We start from the raw sequence: 16,895 nt of genomic DNA, 5'->3' as shown, positions 1-16,895 counted from the left end.
CCTCACAACTTCATCAACGTATCGAGCATGTCCTTGACTGCGGACAACACGCGGGCGTTGGCGGAGTACGCGTTCTGCAATGTCAGGAGATTGGCCATTTCCTGATCGATATTGACGCTCGAGGCATCGTCGAAGCGCTGCCGCAGCGCATTCTGCACGACGTCCTGGCCTTGCTTGAGATTGGCAGCGGCATCGGCATTCTGACCCTGAACGCTGATCACCTGACGCAAATAGGTCGACATCGAGCCCGAGAACGGCGCCGCCGTCGTGCCGATCCCGGTGCCCGACGGGAAAAGCTGGGTGCTGCTGCTGAGCTGCTTGTACAGGAAATCCGGCCGCGTCGAATCGCCGGAGGCCACGCCGGAGGTGTATTTCACCAAGGCGGAAGGGCTGGCGATCAAACCCACATTGACCGAAATGCGCCCGGCCAGGCCGGTCAGTTGCGAACCGCGGCCGTCGATCGCGCCGGAATAGACCGACGAGCCATCGGTGAAGAACGGCATCTGGCTGCCGCCGCCGGTGAGGCTTGTCGCCGTCTTGGTCGTGGACACGCCATTGACGGTGACGATATTGCCGGGGCCGTCGTTGAGAATGCGAAGCGTCGAACCGGACGGGTTCGAGGCGACCATGCCGGTCGAACTGATCGCGGAAGCGATCTGTCCGAAGACCGTGCTCATGCCGCCGGAGAAATCGATGCCAACCACCCGATCGTTCGGATTGGCCGTAGCGTCGTTCGGCAACGGCAGCGCCTTCGGATCGTCGACCCGCATCAACGTCAGCGTGCGCGGCGTATGCGTCAGGCCGTCGGTATAGTTGATCGTTATGGTGTTGCCGGCGGACAGCCCGCTGATATCGACGTCGAAGCCGCTCTGCGCGCCGGACGTGACCGCCGTGCCCTGCGTGGTCGTATTAGACAGCGCGCTGGACATAACGGCGGCGAAGGCGTCGAGCTGAGTCTGCGCTTGCACCAGATCCTGATCGCGCATCTGCAAATAGCCGGCAATTTCGCCGGAGCGGATAGCGTTGGTCTGGATCAGATCGACCGTACTGCCATTGGCTGACGTTAGCGTCAGCGTACCGACGCCGCGCTTGTCCGGATCGGCGTTCCACGTCGTGTTGGCCGATACCGAACCCGTGGCATCAAAACCGAGGGTCGATGCGGTGCGGCTGACAAGCTGCACGCCGGAATTGGTGAAGACGGTCACCTGGTTGCGGTCGCCCGGGACGACATTGATGTCCATCAGCTTCGACAGCTTGTCGATATAGGCATCTCGCTGGTCGAGCAGCAGCGCGGCGGACGAATCGATCGTGCCAACGCCAGAAAGCTGGGAGTTGATACTCGCGATGTGTTGCATCGCGTCGTTGGCCTGGCTGACCGAGTCCGACAGACCCAGTTCGGCAGCATTGCGCAGCGACTGGATCTGGCTGGTCATCGAATTGAGCTGCTCGGCCAGGAGCCGCGCCGTCCCGACCACGCCGGCCTGAGCCGAGGCGTCGTCGGGGCTCGATGCCAAAGTCTGCAGCGACGACGTGAAGTTGTTGTAGACCGTATCCAGCGCGGTTGCAGAGCCGGGCTGGCCGTAGACGCTTTGCAATTGGTTGTAGAACTGGGCGCGGATCGAAGCGTAGCTCGCACCCGAATTCTCCGTCCGCAGTTGCCGCTGGACATAGGAGTCGAGTTCGCGCTGCACCGACACCGTGCGAACGCCGACCGCCGTGCCATTTGCGGCGGTGGCGACCTGGTTCGCCGTCTTGCGGACATAGCCCGGCGTGCCGGCATTGGCGACGTTCGCCGACACCAGCGCGAGATTGGACTGCGTGGTGTTCAATCCCGCAATCGAGGAGATCAGCGCCTGTGACAGACTCATGGCCGGCTGCCGTTCCTATTCCGCCGTCGTCTTGGACCTGCTAGCGAATGACGTTCAGAAGGTCCTGAACCATTGTGTTCGTCGTCGTGATCACCTTGGTGTTCGCCGAGTAGGCTTGCTGCGTGACGATCAGCTTGGTGAACTCGTCGGCGATGTCGGTGTTGGAGCCCTCTAGCGACGAACCCACGATCTTGCCTGCCGCGCCGTAAGTCGGCGTGCCGGATTCGGCTGTGGCAGCGAAGGCGCCGCCATCGAGCTTCTTCAGGCCGTTCGCGCCGGAGAAATTCGCCAGCGTCACTTCCGCAAGGTCGATGGTGCGGCCGTTCGAATAGGTGCCGGTGACGCGGCCCTTGTCCGACACGGCGATGGTTTTCAGTTCGCCGGCGCCGAAGCCGTTCTGCTCCATCTGGTTGACCTTCACGGAGCCGTTGGCGTCGGAATACTGGGTGACGCCGCCGGTCGCGTGAACGACACGCAGCGTGCCGAGGCTGACGCCGTCAATGGTGACATTGCTGAGCGTGATGGCATTGATGGACGGCGTCAGCGTGCCGTTCGCGGAAAACACGTAATCGACGCCGGTGTTCTGCCAGGCCGCGGCCGTGCCGGTGGCTTTGGAATTGGTCTGATAGAACATGTTCCATTTGTCGGTGTGGCCGGCGCCGAGCGCGCTCGAATCCACCTTGGCCCAGCGAACCTGCACGTTCACCGCCGAACCGGCTACGTCATAGGCGGTGACGGCGCCGCCGGCGATGCTTTCATTCAGGAACGTCGACTGGTCCTGACCGACCACGGTGCTGTTGGAGGGCAACGCCGACATCGTGCGGATACCGAAGTTGCGCGGCGTCGCCGTGCCGCCAACCGTGATCGTATCGGTGTTGCTCGCGGCCGAGACGGTGATATTGCCGTTCGCCGGGTCGGCCGAGGCCGTACCGCCGACGAGCGTGGCCAACTGCACGTTCAGATCGGCAAGTGTCACGACATTGCCGGCGCCGAAGGTGACCGTGAGCGTCGGGTTGGCGCCGACCTTGAAGGTCAGTGTCTGGCCAGCCGCCGCAATACCTTGCGTCAGCAGGTTCGTCGCGTTGGTGGTACCGACCGACATGCCGATCTCGGTCAGCAAGGACAAGGTCGAACCGCCGCCGATGGTAATGTTCGTGCTGGCATTGGTACCGGTCAGAACCAGCTTGTTGCCGACCAGCGTGGCGCCGACATTGGTGGTGCCGGTCGCCGCGTTGATCTTGGTCACAATGGCAGCGGCGTTGTCAGCGGCTGCGATCGCAATCGGCGTGCCGTTGATTTCGATCGTGCCGCCGGCCGATGACAACGCCGACAGGTCCGCAGAGCCAGTCAGCGCGGCTGCGGCATCCGGCAGAATCGTCGCGCCATAGCCGGTCAGTTTCGCCACCGTCGGCGCGCCGTTGACCGGGTTGGCGGAATAGTTCGCCGGATTGAGAAGCTCCGAGCCCGGAACGGACTTATCGGCGTTCACGGTCTTCGGATAGGACGGCAGGTTGGCGCGATAGTTGATTTCGGACGTTGGCGTCGCGGGCAGGAAGCCGTTCTGGAACTGGAGCATCTGCGGCACGCTGCCGGCGAGGTTGCCGGTCGTCGCGTCGACCGGAATACCCATCAGATAGTAGCCGGCGCCGTTCACAAGGTAACCGTTCTGGTCGAGTGTGAAGTCGCCGCGACGGGTGTAGAGATCGACGCCGGAGAAGTTGGGACGTCCGTCGGCGAAGCTGTCCGGCTTTGCGACCACGAAGAAGCCGCCGCCGTTGATGGCCATGAAGGTCGGCACCGAGGCGTTCTGCACGTCGCCCTGCACCGTGTTGGTCTGGCGCGACTGGGCGGCCGTGTTGCCGGCAATCTGCTTCGACGGGATGTTGTCCTGAAGCAGGTCGGTGAAACTGGTGTCGGTTCGCTTGAACGCCGTGGTCTGCGAGTTGGCGATGTTGCCCGAGATGTTCTGGAGGGCGTAGGCCTGAGCCTGCATGCCCGTCACAGCGGTGGTGAGTGCGCCGAAGATACCCATGACTGTCCTTCTCCACGGTCGTGGCGCCGCCCGCTCCGGGCCTCAAGCGCACACGATCTCGGGAAGGACTTGGCAATCGCCATGCCAGCCAATTACTCTATATATATCAATGCATTAATTAGAGGGCGTCCGCGGCAGGACGGGCCTGTTTTGCCGCAACGGGCAATAATTGCCGGTCAAAACAGGTCCGCCCCGGCCAGTGGACCGGGGCGGCGATTGCGGCGTGTGGGAGAACCGGCGGCGGCTCAGCCGGCCTTTTCTGTCGCCGGTTTGAAGTCCATGGCGACGCCATTCATGCAGTAGCGCAGGCCGGTCGGCGGCGGCCCGTCCGGGAAGACATGACCGAGATGGCCTTCGCAGCGGCTGCAATGCACCTCGACCCGGCGCATACCGTAGGCGGTGTCCTCGCTGGTCTCGACGGAGCCGGGCAGCGGATCGGTGAAGCTCGGCCAGCCGGTGCCGCTCTCGAACTTCTCGTGGGACTCGAACAGCGGCTGCCCGCAGCCGGCGCAGGAAAAGGTGCCGGCACGCTTCTCGTAATTCAGGGCACAGGACCCCGGCCGCTCAGTGCCGTGATGGCGCAGCACGCGGTACTGCTCGGGCGAAAGCCGCTTCTTCCAGTCGGCGTCGGTGAGAGATTTGAAGTCGATGGTGGTCTCGCTTGTTGTTGTCATTGTCGAACCTGTCCTCGTCGAACGTGCCTTCAGGTGAACTTTCCATCGCCTAGATAGTCATTTTTACCGCGTCTGCCATCAAGCCGCCATCACGGCTGCGTCAGACGGCAAGGCCCTGCCCCAGCCAAGCGGCTTGCCCGCCGCGGGCGGCAACCCTAGTGTCGCGACGGCAATGACGAGGAAATCCATGCGTTTTGAAGGCACTTCCGCCTATGTGGCGACCGACGATCTGAAAGTAGCGGTGAATGCCGCAATCGCGCTGGAGCGCCCGCTGCTGGTGAAGGGCGAGCCCGGCACCGGCAAATCGGTCCTGGCCCTCGAGGTCGCCAAGGCTCTCAGCGCGCCGATGCTGGAGTGGCACGTCAAATCGACCACCAAGGCGCAGCAGGGCCTCTATGAATACGATGCCGTCTCCCGCCTGCGCGACAGCCAGCTCGGCGACGAGCGCGTCAAGGATATCCGCAACTACATCAAGCGCGGCAAACTGTGGGACGCCTTCGTCGCCGGCGAGCGGCCGGTCCTGCTGATCGACGAAATCGACAAGGCCGATATCGAATTTCCGAACGACCTGCTGCTCGAACTCGACCGCATGGAGTTCTACGTTTACGAGACCGGCGAGACGGTGAAAGCGCACCGCCGCCCGATCGTGATCATCACCTCGAACAACGAAAAGGAATTGCCGGACGCCTTCCTGCGCCGCTGTTTCTTCCACTACATCCGTTTCCCCGATCCGGAGACGATGGCGGCGATCGTCGAGGTTCACTATCCGGGCATCAAGCAGCGCCTGGTCAGCGAAGCGCTGCGCCTGTTCTACGAGATCCGCGACGTGCCCGGCATCAAGAAGAAGCCGTCGACGTCGGAGCTGCTCGACTGGCTCAAGCTCTTGATGGTCGAGGATATCGGCCCGGAGACCTTGCGCGAGCGTGATCCGAAGAAGCTGATCCCGCCGTTGCACGGCGCACTGCTCAAGAACGAGCAGGACGTGCATTTGTTCGAGCGCCTGGCATTCATGACGCGGAGAGACGGGCGCTAAGCTTTCTTATTCCGCCCCTGTAGGAGGAGGGATAAGAAAATCACTCCGCTGCGGCGGCGTGGTTGCCGAGCAGCTGCCGCTCCAGCCGATCGAGCACGCGCATCGTCGGCAGGCATTTGGCCAGCGAGGATTCCGGCTCCCGGCGCTCCCGGATCGCGGCGATGAACTCGCGATCTTCCAGCTCTACGCCGTTGAGCGAGACGCCGATGCCGGAAAGATCGACCGGCTTGTCGTAGCCATCGACCAGTTCATCGTAGCGGCCGATATAGGTGCCGTTATCGCAAATGTAGCGATAGAACGAACCGAGCGGCCCGTTGTTATTGAATGACAGTGACAGCGTGAAGATCGCCCCCGACGGCGCCTTGAGCTGTATGCCCATATCCATGGCGATGCCGAGTTCGGGATGGATCGGACCCTGGATCGCCTGCGCTTCGACCGGCACCTCGCCGGTCTGCCACAGGAACAGATCGACGGCGTGGCAGGCGTGATGCCACAGCAGATGATCGGTCCAGCTGCGCGGCTGGCCAAGCGCATTGAGGTTGGTGCGGCGGAAGAAATAAGTCGTTGCGGCGAACTGCTGCAACTTCAGTTCGCCCGCCACCATTTTCCGGTGAACCCATTGATGGCTCGGATTGAAGCGGCGGACATGGCCAGCCATCGCCACGACGCCCTTCTCCTTCTGGACCTGCACCAGTCGCTCCGCATCGGCGACATTGTCAGCCATCGGGATTTCGACCAGCACATGCTTGCCGGCGCGCATCGCCTGCTCGGCCTGACGCGCATGCAAGGGCGTCGGCGTGGTCAGAATGACGGCCTCGACACCGGGCTGCGCCACGCCCTCGGCGAGGTCCAGCGTCCAGTGCGGGATGTTGAACTTCTTCGCCACGGCCTCGGTCGCATCCGCCACGCCGCCGACCAGCGACGCGACTTCAACGCCGTCGATCTTGGCGAGAGCCTCGAGATGCTTGTTGCCGAAGGCGCCTTCGCCGGCGACGCAGATCTTCATCATTAAACGTCCTCTTGCAGGTCGCGGCGTCAGGCCGCCTGGCTTTGCGCGGCGGTCCGGTTCTCGAGCACCAAGGTGGCGCCGGCGGTGTTGGAGATCGGAATATGATAGTTGCGGTGAACTTGGCTGACATTGCCAAGCAACGCGCCGCGCATCGCGATCCAGTTGAGGAATTCGACGCCCTGCGCCCCCGCCTCGCGCACCAGATCGATCACCGACAATTTGGTCAGCGCCTCGGGATCGCGCACGATGGTGTCGAGACAATAGAGATCGAACTTTTTATTGATGAAGCCCGCGCGCGTGCCGTCGAGCTGATGCGACAGACCACCGGTGCCGAACACCACCACGCGCAGATCCTTCGGGTAGCTTTCGATGGCGCGGCCGATCGCGCGGCCGAGTTTCCAGCAGCGCGCCGGAGACGGCAGCGGATGCTGCACCGTGTTGATCGAGACCGGAAGCGTCTTCACCGGCCACTGGCCGCCGGCATCCGGAAACATGAGATTCATCGGTACCGTAAAGCCGTGATCGACCGCCATATCCTGACAGGAGACGACGTCGAACTCATCGGCCACCAGATGTTCAATCACATGCCAGGACAGCGCCGCATCGCCGGGAAACGAATTAAGCACCGGCAGGCCCCAGCCCTCGTCTTCGCTGCGATACTGCGCGGCGGCGCCGACGGCGAAGGTCGGCATCTTGTCGAGGAAGAAATTGAGGCCGTGATCGTTATAGATCATGACGACGACGTCGGGCCGGGCCTGCTTCAGCCAGGCATGGGCTGCGGCGTAACCGTCGAAGAACGGTTTCCAGTAAGGGTCGTTCTGCCGCTTTTCGGCAATCGCCTTGCCGATAGCGGGAATATGCGAAGTCGCGATCGCGCCGACGATTTGAGCCATGGCCGTTACCTTCCCGCTGCCGCCAGCTTTTCCTTGAACGCATCGACGCTCATGCCGGTCTGCTGCGCGCCGATGTCCTGGACGTTGAGATTGAGAATGCCAGCAAATTTCGCGAGGTAATAAACATTACCGCCGGCAGCGAGCAGCTTGAGTACGTTGCGCTCACGGATCGCCGTGCGCTGTTCCTCGTTCAGGCCGTACTTAGTGCAATAGGCGTCTTCGTCGCGCTTGAACTCGTCGCGATTGGCGGCAGCGTTGAACGAGTAACACATGGCATTCAGCGCATAGCCCTTCTGCGCCTGTTCGCCGTCGAAAACCGTCGTGCCCGGGATATCGTGATGCTGCATGGTTGCCCGCCATTGTCTCGATATGCGAGCAACAGCGTGGCGACGCAGTCCGTCTCCAACCTTGATTAAAATCAATAAACGCAGCGGCCGGTCATGCGGCAGCGCACACTCGCAATGGTGCGCATGAGATACCGTCAGCTGATCCGTAAAACTCATCGACCGCGCGGATGAAGCAACGGTCGCGGCGGCGGCTCACGCCGCCGGCTTCTTCTTCGGCTTGGGCGCCGGCAGCTTGACCATATCGGTCTCGCCATCGGCGGGCTCGCTCGCCACGTCGTCAGGCGACTGGATCTCGGATTTCGAATCCGATGGTGTCGCTTCGGCGGGCTTGGCCTCCGGTTTCGCCGCCGGCTTCGGCTTGGCGCTGGCAGGCTTGGCCGTATCGGCATGGGCGACGGCGTTCTCGCCATCAGCCTTGTTCAACCAACCCTGCACCTTGGCATAGGCCACGATCTTCTCGCCCGCGGCGCGGCCGATCTTGCGCGCAGCCGCTTCGACATCGGACGACAATTTCTCCTGCGCGCCCTCGAGACTCGCCAGCACGGTGGAAATTTCGGAATTGCTGGTGGACGCCGCCTTGCCCGACGGCAACTTGGCATCGGCTTGCGCCGAGAAGCTGAGCAGTTCGCGTTTGCCGAGGCTGGAGAAGGTCGACATCGTCATGTCGGCGGTGACATTGCTCTTGCCGCCACCGATGCCGGCTTCATTCTTTTTGGCATCGGCACTGGATGGCCGCAGGCGGCCGTTGATGATGACCGCATCGGACGACGCTCTCAGCCCCTCTTCCGCGCCGGGCTGCGCATCGAGACCGGCTTCGCGCAAGGTGGCGACGATGGAGGCGACGATCTCGTCATTGACCCGGTCCATGGTGCGCGGCTTGCGCTCATGCGTCGGAAAGGCGCCGATCTTGCGTTCGAGCCGCGCGGTGTAGCCGCGGTCGATCAGCAGCACATCCTGCGACACCACGAAGTCCGAGACGACAATCGTCTTCGGCCGCGGTGAGGATGAGCCCGAGCCGCCAAGGGTGTTGGAGGCCAGATTGGAATTGGTGTCGACGCAGCCCGCAACAAGCAGGGCCGCCGCACAGGCGGTCAGGATTCTCATGGACGGAAAACTCGGCGTTCGTGGGTTCGCAGTCTACCACAGGCCCGGGATGTCGAAGGATCGCGTGATCCCAATCCCCACCTGTATCTGGTTGATCGAGCCGCGCTGCGTGACCAGAGGAGATTTGGCCGCGTCGCCAGCGAGCTGCTCATACTCGATAAACCAGTAGCTACGCCAGCCGGGATCGATCTGATAACTGACTTGCGCACCGGCGCCCCACGACTTGAGCCCGCCGCCTGCCGAATAAACCGGCAGGCCGGAGGCCGCCGATTGTCCTGAGGTAATTGAATAGTAGGGCGAAACCGCCGCGGCGTTGGTGGCGCTCAGGCGCGGGCCGCCGGACAGCGTCAGACGCTCCGTCAGCGGCACGACGAGATCGGCCGAGAGATCGCCGGCCAGGCCCTTATGGCCGCCGAAGCCCTGGCGCAATTCCAGCCGCGTGCGCAGCCAGTCCGACGGCCAGAATTCGGCAAAGCCGCCCGCTTCCAGCGTCCAATCGACATTGCCGAGGCCGCGCAGCGCGACGTCTTCGCTTTCCTTGCGCGGCAACTTCACCTTGATGGCCGGCCCGAACTTGAACGGCCCGTTATCGATCAACGCGGCGCCGCCGCCATCGCGCGGGCTGCGGAATCGTTGCGGCGTGCCGGCGCGGCGGAAACTGAAAACCGGCACCGGCCGGAGCACATCGTTTCGGCTGCCTTCGAACTGTGGGAGCACGCGGCCTTCGACACCGAGCGTCAAGGTCCAGTCGGTCGAGCGCGTCCGCTGGTCGGCAAGGGCGGGCACGGCGGCCAGCAGCGCGCCGCAGGCCGCGATGGATCGTGCCGTCATCTTGATCGCAGCGCGCATATTGCCGAATGGTCCGTGACACCGATCAACCGGCGAATCCGCCGGTGGGTTTCCAGCATGACGGCACAATTCTTAATGGGTGGTGCTTTCAGGTGACGGTGCGGCATCAGGCGGCGCGGAACCTTCAGACCCGTCCTTCTTTACACCACGGCGCTTGCCGCGATTCTTTCGCCGTTCCGGCTGGCCTCCGGACGGCGCGCCCGATGGCATGTCGGCGGCAGGCGCTGCCGCAGCAACCGGCGCCGCCGCGATTTGGTCGGCAGGCAAACGCTCGGGCGGAATGACGGGCCCGGCCGCGGCCACCGCGGCGTCGCGCTCGGCCTTGGCGAGGCGGCGGCGCTCGCGATAGCGCGACAAGCTGCCGGCAAGTGCGGCCGCGCCGCTACGCCACCAGTACAGACCCTGCGCCACCGCGGCGCCGGTGCGGCCTCCGGCCCAGACCAGTTCGTAAGGCGCGAACAAACGCCAGGTGTCGTCGCCGTCGACGATGCCGCGCGCAATCAATTCGCCGGCCATTGCCGTGGTATTGAGCCCATGCCCGGCAAAGCCGCTGGCGACCCAGACGCCTTCCGCCATCGCGCCAATCTGCGGCATACGGTGAATGGTGCGTCCCAACGTGCCCGACCAGACCTGCGCCGCCTCGACACGACCGAGACCGGGAAACTTGCGGGTGACGTCGGCGGCCAGCGCGCTGGCAAAGCGGCCGGCATCGGCCTGCCACACCCGCACCCGGCCCGACACCATCAGGCGATCGCCATCGACGATGCGGTAGTGATTATCCGCGCGGGCCGTGTCGCTGATCGCGCCGCGATAGCGTACGAATTCCTTGAGCCTGTTGCCGAGCGGCTCGGTGACCATCACGAAGGTGTTCACCGGCAGCAAAGTCTGCGCCAGCGACGGCATCAGATTGCCGAGCTGCACATTGCCGGCGAAAACGACATGAGCCGCGCGCAGCCGCCCGTTCGGCGTCACGATGCGCTTGCGAACACCCGCCGGATCGATCGACAGCGCCGGCGTTTCCTCGAAGATCCGGCAGCCGGCATCGGCCGCGAGCCGGGCGAGGCCCAGCGCATAATTGAGCGGATGGATATGGAAGGCGTTGCGCCAATGGACGGCGCTGAAATAACGCGCGCTCGACAATTCGGCGCGCACCTTCTCCGTGGGCCACATTTCGACATCGGCGCCAATCCAGCGCAACCGCTCGACATCGGCGCGCACGCGGTCCGGTTCGTCGGTCTGATGCACCCGCAGCCAGCCCGGCACCGGATCGACGCCGGGCAGATTATTGTCGTCGATGGTACGGCGGACGTAATCGACGCCCTGTTCCGACAGCGCCCAGAGCCGCTTGGTGTGATCGAGGCCGATGCGCTCGACCAAACCGTCAACGCTTTCGGCAAAGCCCGGCAGCACGAAGCCGGTGTTGCGGCCCGAGGCCGCCTCGGCGATGCGGCCGCCTTCCAGCACCGCGACCGACCAGCCGCGCATGGCGATCTCGCGGGCCACCGTCAGGCCGGCAAGCCCGGCGCCGATCACGCAGACATCGACATCGAGATCGAAGCCCAGCCGCGGGTGCTGGGGCCGCGCCACGCGCGTGGCTTCGTACCAGGTCGCCGGCAACGGCTCAGTGCTGGGATCGGTGTCGGTCATCCGCTGAGGTCTCGTGTCGCAGCGCTCTGTCACCGTTTCGGCTCATTGCCGGTCCGAACTGGCAAGGTTGCCAGCCTGGGGTGCTAGCCAGCGGTGCTAATCTGGCACAGATTCGACACCCCTTAGCCTATCGCCCTGCCCTTTAGCCAGAACGTTCCCCCAGCCGGAAGTGACCATGCGGCGTCTCCTCATCCTCCGCCACGCCAAGACCGAACCGGGCGAAATCGGCAAGGACGACCGCAACCGCGCCCTTGTCGATCGCGGGCGGCGCGACGCCGGCCAGATCGGGGCCTACATGACGAGCCACGCGCTCGGCCCGGACCGCGTCGTGCTGTCGCCGGCCCGCCGCGTTCAGGAAACCTGGAAGCACCTGACCGAGACGCTGCGGCCGGCGCCCGGCGCGACCACCGACGAGCGCGTCTATGAAGCCACGATCCATGACATCTTTGGGATCGTCGGCGAAACACCGGAGTCCGTCCGGACGATGATGGTGGTCGGACATAACCCGTCGCTGCATGAGGCGGCGCTGACGCTGATCGCCTCAGGCGACATCGAGGCGCGCGAGCGGTTGCGCGAGAACTTGCCGACCGCCGGCCTCATCGTCATCGACTTCGCTTTCGACAACTGGCGCAAGCTGCATCCGCAGTCCGGCCGGCTCGAACGGTTCATCACGCCGAAGTCGATCGAAGCCGCAACCAACTGAACGCTCTAAGGCAGCAGATCGGCCGGCGGCGCATCGGGACGATAGGTGCCCGGCTTGTTGCGGCGAAGGAAATTGCCGCCCTGCCACAGAAACAAGGCAAGGAAGGCGGCGATGAAGATGGCGCCGCCTTTCGCATTGACCTGCAAGGCGCGCACGATCAGCAAGGCCAGGCCGAGTGTGACCGCCGTGAAGGCGGCGAATCCCAGCCAATAAAGGAACGGCACGCTGCCGCGTTCGAACTGCGCCGCCGAGCCGGCGACGGCGAGCCGGCGATGCAGCGCAGCGAGGAAAGCCGAATAGGCCTGATCCTGCCGTTCCTGGATCATCATGCTCTTCCACGAGCTGGAATAGATCGTCAGCTTCGGCGCATCGGCCGCCCAGATTTCGGCTTGATAGCGCCGCGACTGCATGCTCGACGGTTTGAACGACAGCCGAACCCGCGCGATCGCCTGATAGGGAATGAGACCCGCGCGGCGTCCCGCCTCGAAGGCCAGGCCGGCGTCGGTCAGCCGAAAGGTGAACGGCGCGCCGAGCAGCGATGCGCGGTAGCTGTAGGTTTCGGCTTGCGGCCCGGTCGTCGCATCCGCGTTCTGTGACGAGTTCATGTCCGGCTCCCCGACTGTTCCGCCCCCGCCGTTAACCTCGGCCGCATTATGCCATGCAGGGCCGCGGCCAGCCGGCCCGCCAATGTTTCAATCCTCGTTGGTCTAGAATAACTTACGGCCTGTCAAACGAATACCGAAGTCGCCAAACCCGGCGCTGGCGCGCAGACGCCGCGTGGTGATAGTCAAAGGCCATGGCTCAGAAGATTCGCGTAGCAGTCCTGTACGGCGGCAAATCCGGCGAACACGAAGTGTCGCTGCAATCGGCCGCATCCGTGATCCGGCATCTCGACCGCGGGCGTTTCGACGTCGTGCCGGTCAGTATCGACAAGACCGGACTGTGGCAACTGAACGATCTGAACACGATCGAGCAGACGGCAGGCAGCGCGCTGCCGATCAGGCGCAATGCACCGGAGGTGCGTCTCGCAGCCCAGCCCGACGGCCGCGGCGCCCTCTTGCCCGTCGATGGCGCCATACCGGGCGTTCGCGACATCGACGTGTTCTTTCCCGTCATGCATGGCCCGCTCTGCGAGGACGGCGCCATCCAGGGCCTGTTCGATCTCACTGACGTCGCCTATGTCGGTTCCGGCGTGCTGGCCTCCGCGGTCAGCATGGACAAGGACGTCGCCAAGCGGCTGGCGCTTCAGGCGGGCCTGCCGATCGCGCCCTATGTGACACTGAAGCGCCGCGACTACGAAAGCGATCCGGCGGATTGCATCGAAGCGGCGCGCGCGAAACTGTCGCTGCCTGTCTTCGTGAAGCCCTGCAACATGGGTTCGAGCGTCGGCGTTCATAAGGTCAAGAGCTGGGACCAGCTCAAGGCCGCGCTTGATGATGCCTTTCGCTACGATCTGAAGATTCTGATCGAACAAGGCATCGATGCGCGTGAAGTCGAGGTTGCCGTGCTCGAGGACGAGCCGCTGTTCGTCAGCGTGGCCAGCGAGATCAATCCGGACCCGCGCCACGAATTCTATTCGTATGAAGCAAAATATCTCGACAAGGATGGCGCTGCGGTCGATCTGCCGGCGCGGATCGACGATGTCGCCATGGCGCGGGTTCGCGTGCTGGCGGCGCAGGCCTTCGCGGTGCTCGAATGCAGCGGGCTCGCCCGGGTCGACTTTTTCCTCGACCGCAAGAGCGGTGAATTCTACTTCAACGAGATCAACACCCTGCCCGGCTTCACCTCGATCAGCATGTACCCGAAGATGATGGAAGCCTCGGGAGTTCCCTATCCCGAGCTGCTGACCCGGCTGATCAATCTGGCGCTCGACCGGCACCGGCAACGCCATTCTTTGTTGCGGGACTATGCGCCTTGAGGTTCCGGGTTATCCCGGCCCGTACGCTTCGCGCCGGCTTTTATGACGGATTCACGTCGATCGCCTGACCAAACGGCCCATTTAAGCCGTTAACCATGATCGCGGTCTGCCGCGCCGAAGCGGACGATTGGGGCTTGCCAATGTTCCAATCCCCATTCGTTTATAATATCTTAAGAACCACAGGCGTGAGCGCACCGGCAAAAGCCGGGCGTGTGTGGAGGCGTATCTTATGGCGAAGTTATCGGATCTGTTTGGCGGCAAGCCCCGCGAGCAAGAGCCCGACCGCAAGGTCGGCGACACCGCCCGCCCCGCCGGCAGCGTGCCGGCCCATCCGGTCGCCCGTCAGATCACGCCGGAGAACTACTCCGACGTCGGCTCGCGCATTGGCGAAGAGAACGAGGCGCTGCGCCACCTGCTCAACGATACCGGCCGCAAGATCGGCGAGCTCGACGAGCTCAAGGCCGCCTTCGACAAGATCGTCCACCCGTTCAATTCGACGCTGCGCGCCCTCGAGCAGGAAAAGTCGCACACGCTCGGCCTGTCCAACATGCTGGCGGAATCGCGCACCTCTTACGAGACGCTGCGCGGCGAATTCTACCAGATCGAACGCAAGGCCACCGCGCTCGAAGCCGAAGCCGAGAAGCTGCGCGAGGATCTCGAACTGGCGCGTGAATCGAACCGCGGCCTCGAAAGCGTCCGCATCGAGCTGACCGATGGCCTGTCGGCGCGGGCGGCGCAGATCGCCGAACTCGAGCGCCAGCTGGCGCAGGAAACCACGCAGCGCCGGACGCTGGGCGATGCCCGCCGCACCGCGCAGGAGCAGCTCGACGCCGCCGACAAGCGCATCGTCGAACTGGAAGGCGAACTGGCGGCCGCACGCGAGCGCCTCGCTCTGCTCGAAGACGAGAAGCGCGCGCTGCAGGCCAATATCGACGCGGCGCTCAACGAGACCGCCCGCCTCACCCGCCGCCTGACCGAAAGCGAAAACACGCTGACCGCGACCCGCGCCCAGCTCGGCAAGGTCGAAGCCAGCTTCGCCGAAGCCTACGCCGAACGCGGCCGCCTCTCCGCCGCGCTCGACGAGGCCAAGGAGCAGCATCAGGCCGAGCGCAACAGCCTCAACATGCGCCTCGATGCGCTGACCTCGCGGGCCGCGACCGCCGAGCGCCTGCTCGCCGAAGCGCGCCACAACCTGATCGCCCGCACCGAGGAAGTGCGCGCGTTCGACCGCAAATCGGTCGAAGCCACCATCTCGCGCAACAACGCGGAAAAGCGCCTCGCCCAGATCGAAGCCTCGCATGAGCAGCGCGAGCGCCAGACCAAGGACCTGGAACAGGCCCGCGTCGCGCTGACCGAGCGCAACAATGCGCTGACCAAGGCGTTGAAGGCCCGCGAGACGGCGCTGGCCCGCGCCGACGAGAAGATCGCCGCGCTCACCGAGCGCAACGGCCATCTCGAAGCCGACGTGCAGGTGTCGCGCACCAATATCGAAAAGCGCGTCGAGGATCTGAACTCGGCGCTGCAGCGCGAGCGCATGGAACGCGCGGTGGTCGAAGGCGCGCTCGAAGCGGCGCGCAAGGACAATTCGCGCCTGCAGAGCGAAGTCGCCGCGTTGCGCTCCACCCTGCGCCGCGGCATGCCGCTGGTCGAGGACGTGCCGGTCGCCGACGCCGTCGAAGCGCCGGAAGCCGAAGCCCCGGTCAGGAGCGTCAAGAAAGCCGAGTCGGCGGAAAGTTCCGAGAAGGCTTGAATATAATTCAGCGCATTGACGGCTGCGCGAACTGACGCAGCCTTATCTTTGAAAAAGTTCGGAACGCAGGACGCGAGTCCTGCGTTCTTTTCGTATGTGGCGCACGTGAGGCAATGCGCGCGCCGCACTTCCCCGTTTGCCTGACCAATTCGTGCTCAAAAGGAGAAAACGAATGATGAAACGCACCCTGACCGCCGCTGCGCTGGCCACTGTCCTCGCAGCCCCCGCTTTCGCTCAGTCCGCTCCGACTGCCACCACGTCGCCCGCTCCGACTGCATCGTCGACGATGAACGCCACCTCCGGCGGCTTCGTCGCATCGCAGCCGTCCACCGACTGGCGCGGTTCGAAATTGATCGGCGCTTCGGTCTACGGTCCGGATAACGCCTCGATCGGCGAAATCAACGACGTCATTATCGGCAGCGACGGCAAGATCAACGCCGTAGTCGTCGGCGTCGGTGGCTTCCTCGGCGTTGGCCAGAAGGACGTCGCCCTCCCGTTCGAAAGCGTTTCCGTGACGCGCAAGCCGGACTCGGCGTCGATCGACAAGATCACCGTGAGCTACACCAAGGATCAGCTCAAGAACGCGCCGACCTTTGCTTATTACGAACCGGCCTCCCGCGCGACCACCGGTTCGGGCGCCACGGGCTCTGGTTCGGGCGCGATGCCCGCCACCAAGCCGGCCACGCCGAAGCAGTAAGCAGTAAACGCGAGCCATCGCGTTTATCGATGACCTGATAGACGCCCAGCCCTGTTTCATGGCTGGGCGTCTTTTTTACGAGGACTGGCGATGTGACAAAGCTGCCTCAAGGGCTTATATCGCCCGCATGGGCAAATGGTATGTCATCGCTCCCCTTCTGGCTGTCGGCGCCGCCTCGCTGTGGTTCGCCGCGCGGTCGTGGTGGGAATTCGCCAGCGAAATCCCGCTTTACGGATACTTCGCCATTATCGGCGGCGTGTTCTTTTCGCTGTTGATCGGCGGCGGCCTGATGGCTTTGGCCTTCTATTCCGACAAGCATGGCTATGACGACATGCGCGGCGGTGAGAAGGACTGACGGCGCGTTTATTGCG

Annotated in this window: 16 protein-coding genes; 6 read left to right on the top strand and 10 right to left on the bottom strand. The window is 64.0% G+C overall.

Translation table 11 applies throughout. The features are described 5' to 3' along the window. Positions 1–2: 2 nt before the first annotated feature. The 3 genes from flgK to msrB form a co-directional block, all read right to left on the bottom strand. Complete coding sequence (gene flgK, locus DXH78_RS11760) at positions 3–1,868, bottom strand: flagellar hook-associated protein FlgK (protein ID WP_115517207.1); 1,866 nt, start codon at positions 1,866–1,868, stop codon at positions 3–5. A gap of 40 nt (positions 1,869–1,908) precedes the next feature. Then, on the bottom strand, positions 1,909–3,900 hold the full coding sequence (locus DXH78_RS11755; RefSeq protein ID WP_115517206.1) for a flagellar hook-basal body complex protein: 1,992 nt from the start codon (positions 3,898–3,900) through the stop codon (positions 1,909–1,911). A gap of 245 nt (positions 3,901–4,145) precedes the next feature. Continuing rightward, positions 4,146–4,574, bottom strand: coding sequence for a peptide-methionine (R)-S-oxide reductase MsrB (msrB, locus tag DXH78_RS11750; protein WP_115517205.1), 429 nt, complete (start codon positions 4,572–4,574; stop codon positions 4,146–4,148). Between the two features lie 187 nt (positions 4,575–4,761). Here msrB and DXH78_RS11745 point away from each other — a divergent pair, with 187 nt between their 5' ends. After that, entirely contained in the window at positions 4,762–5,607 is an 846-nt protein-coding gene (locus tag DXH78_RS11745) for an AAA family ATPase (protein WP_115517204.1), read from the top strand. 40 nt (positions 5,608–5,647) lie between these two features. On the opposite strand, the gene DXH78_RS11740 is transcribed toward DXH78_RS11745, so the two are convergent. The 6 genes from DXH78_RS11740 to DXH78_RS11715 form a co-directional block, all read right to left on the bottom strand. Beyond that, the gene (locus DXH78_RS11740) at positions 5,648–6,616 is read right to left on the bottom strand and encodes a Gfo/Idh/MocA family oxidoreductase (protein WP_210209541.1); all 969 of its coding nucleotides are present in this window, start codon (positions 6,614–6,616) and stop codon (positions 5,648–5,650) included. Between the two features lie 26 nt (positions 6,617–6,642). Then, positions 6,643–7,509: a class III extradiol dioxygenase family protein gene (locus DXH78_RS11735; RefSeq protein WP_115517203.1), complete on the bottom strand. Its 867-nt coding sequence runs from the start codon at positions 7,507–7,509 to the stop codon at positions 6,643–6,645. Positions 7,510–7,514: 5 nt separating this feature from the next. Then, complete coding sequence (locus DXH78_RS11730; protein WP_115517202.1) at positions 7,515–7,856, bottom strand: protocatechuate 4,5-dioxygenase subunit alpha; 342 nt, start codon at positions 7,854–7,856, stop codon at positions 7,515–7,517. 192 nt (positions 7,857–8,048) lie between these two features. Further along, positions 8,049–8,960, bottom strand: a complete 912-nt coding sequence (locus DXH78_RS11725; protein ID WP_115517201.1) for a hypothetical protein — start codon at positions 8,958–8,960, stop codon at positions 8,049–8,051. A gap of 33 nt (positions 8,961–8,993) precedes the next feature. Further along, the gene (locus DXH78_RS11720; RefSeq protein WP_168192785.1) at positions 8,994–9,791 is read right to left on the bottom strand and encodes a MipA/OmpV family protein; all 798 of its coding nucleotides are present in this window, start codon (positions 9,789–9,791) and stop codon (positions 8,994–8,996) included. Positions 9,792–9,881: 90 nt separating this feature from the next. Further along, positions 9,882–11,456 (bottom strand): NAD(P)/FAD-dependent oxidoreductase, encoded by a 1,575-nt coding sequence (locus DXH78_RS11715; RefSeq protein WP_115517199.1) that lies wholly within the window; start codon positions 11,454–11,456, stop codon positions 9,882–9,884. 175 nt (positions 11,457–11,631) lie between these two features. Here DXH78_RS11715 and DXH78_RS11710 point away from each other — a divergent pair, with 175 nt between their 5' ends. Continuing rightward, positions 11,632–12,159 (top strand): SixA phosphatase family protein, encoded by a 528-nt coding sequence (locus DXH78_RS11710; RefSeq protein ID WP_115517198.1) that lies wholly within the window; start codon positions 11,632–11,634, stop codon positions 12,157–12,159. Between the two features lie 5 nt (positions 12,160–12,164). Here the strand turns inward: DXH78_RS11710 and DXH78_RS11705 are convergent, their stop codons facing one another. Then, complete coding sequence (locus tag DXH78_RS11705; RefSeq protein ID WP_115517197.1) at positions 12,165–12,764, bottom strand: hypothetical protein; 600 nt, start codon at positions 12,762–12,764, stop codon at positions 12,165–12,167. 191 nt (positions 12,765–12,955) lie between these two features. Between DXH78_RS11705 and DXH78_RS11700 the strand changes: the two genes are divergently transcribed. The 4 genes from DXH78_RS11700 (at position 12,956) to DXH78_RS11685 (ending at position 16,879) form a co-directional block, all read left to right on the top strand. After that, a complete protein-coding gene (locus DXH78_RS11700) occupies positions 12,956–14,077 on the top strand; it encodes a D-alanine--D-alanine ligase family protein (RefSeq protein ID WP_115517196.1) in 1,122 nt (373 codons plus the stop codon). 229 nt (positions 14,078–14,306) lie between these two features. Further along, the gene (locus tag DXH78_RS11695; RefSeq protein ID WP_115517195.1) at positions 14,307–15,827 is read left to right on the top strand and encodes a hypothetical protein; all 1,521 of its coding nucleotides are present in this window, start codon (positions 14,307–14,309) and stop codon (positions 15,825–15,827) included. 172 nt (positions 15,828–15,999) lie between these two features. Beyond that, positions 16,000–16,524 carry a PRC-barrel domain-containing protein gene (locus DXH78_RS11690; RefSeq protein ID WP_115517194.1) on the top strand — a complete coding sequence of 175 codons (525 nt, stop codon included), beginning with the start codon at positions 16,000–16,002 and terminating at the stop codon, positions 16,522–16,524. A gap of 58 nt (positions 16,525–16,582) precedes the next feature. Beyond that, entirely contained in the window at positions 16,583–16,879 is a 297-nt protein-coding gene (locus DXH78_RS11685; RefSeq protein ID WP_168192651.1) for a hypothetical protein, read from the top strand. Positions 16,880–16,895 lie beyond the last annotated feature (16 nt).

This window comes from Undibacter mobilis (assembly GCF_003367195.1).
Lineage (GTDB): Bacteria > Pseudomonadota > Alphaproteobacteria > Rhizobiales > Xanthobacteraceae > Pseudolabrys > Pseudolabrys mobilis.
Note: the sequence above shows the minus strand (reverse complement) of the source record. Positions and strands in the feature narration are given on the sequence as shown.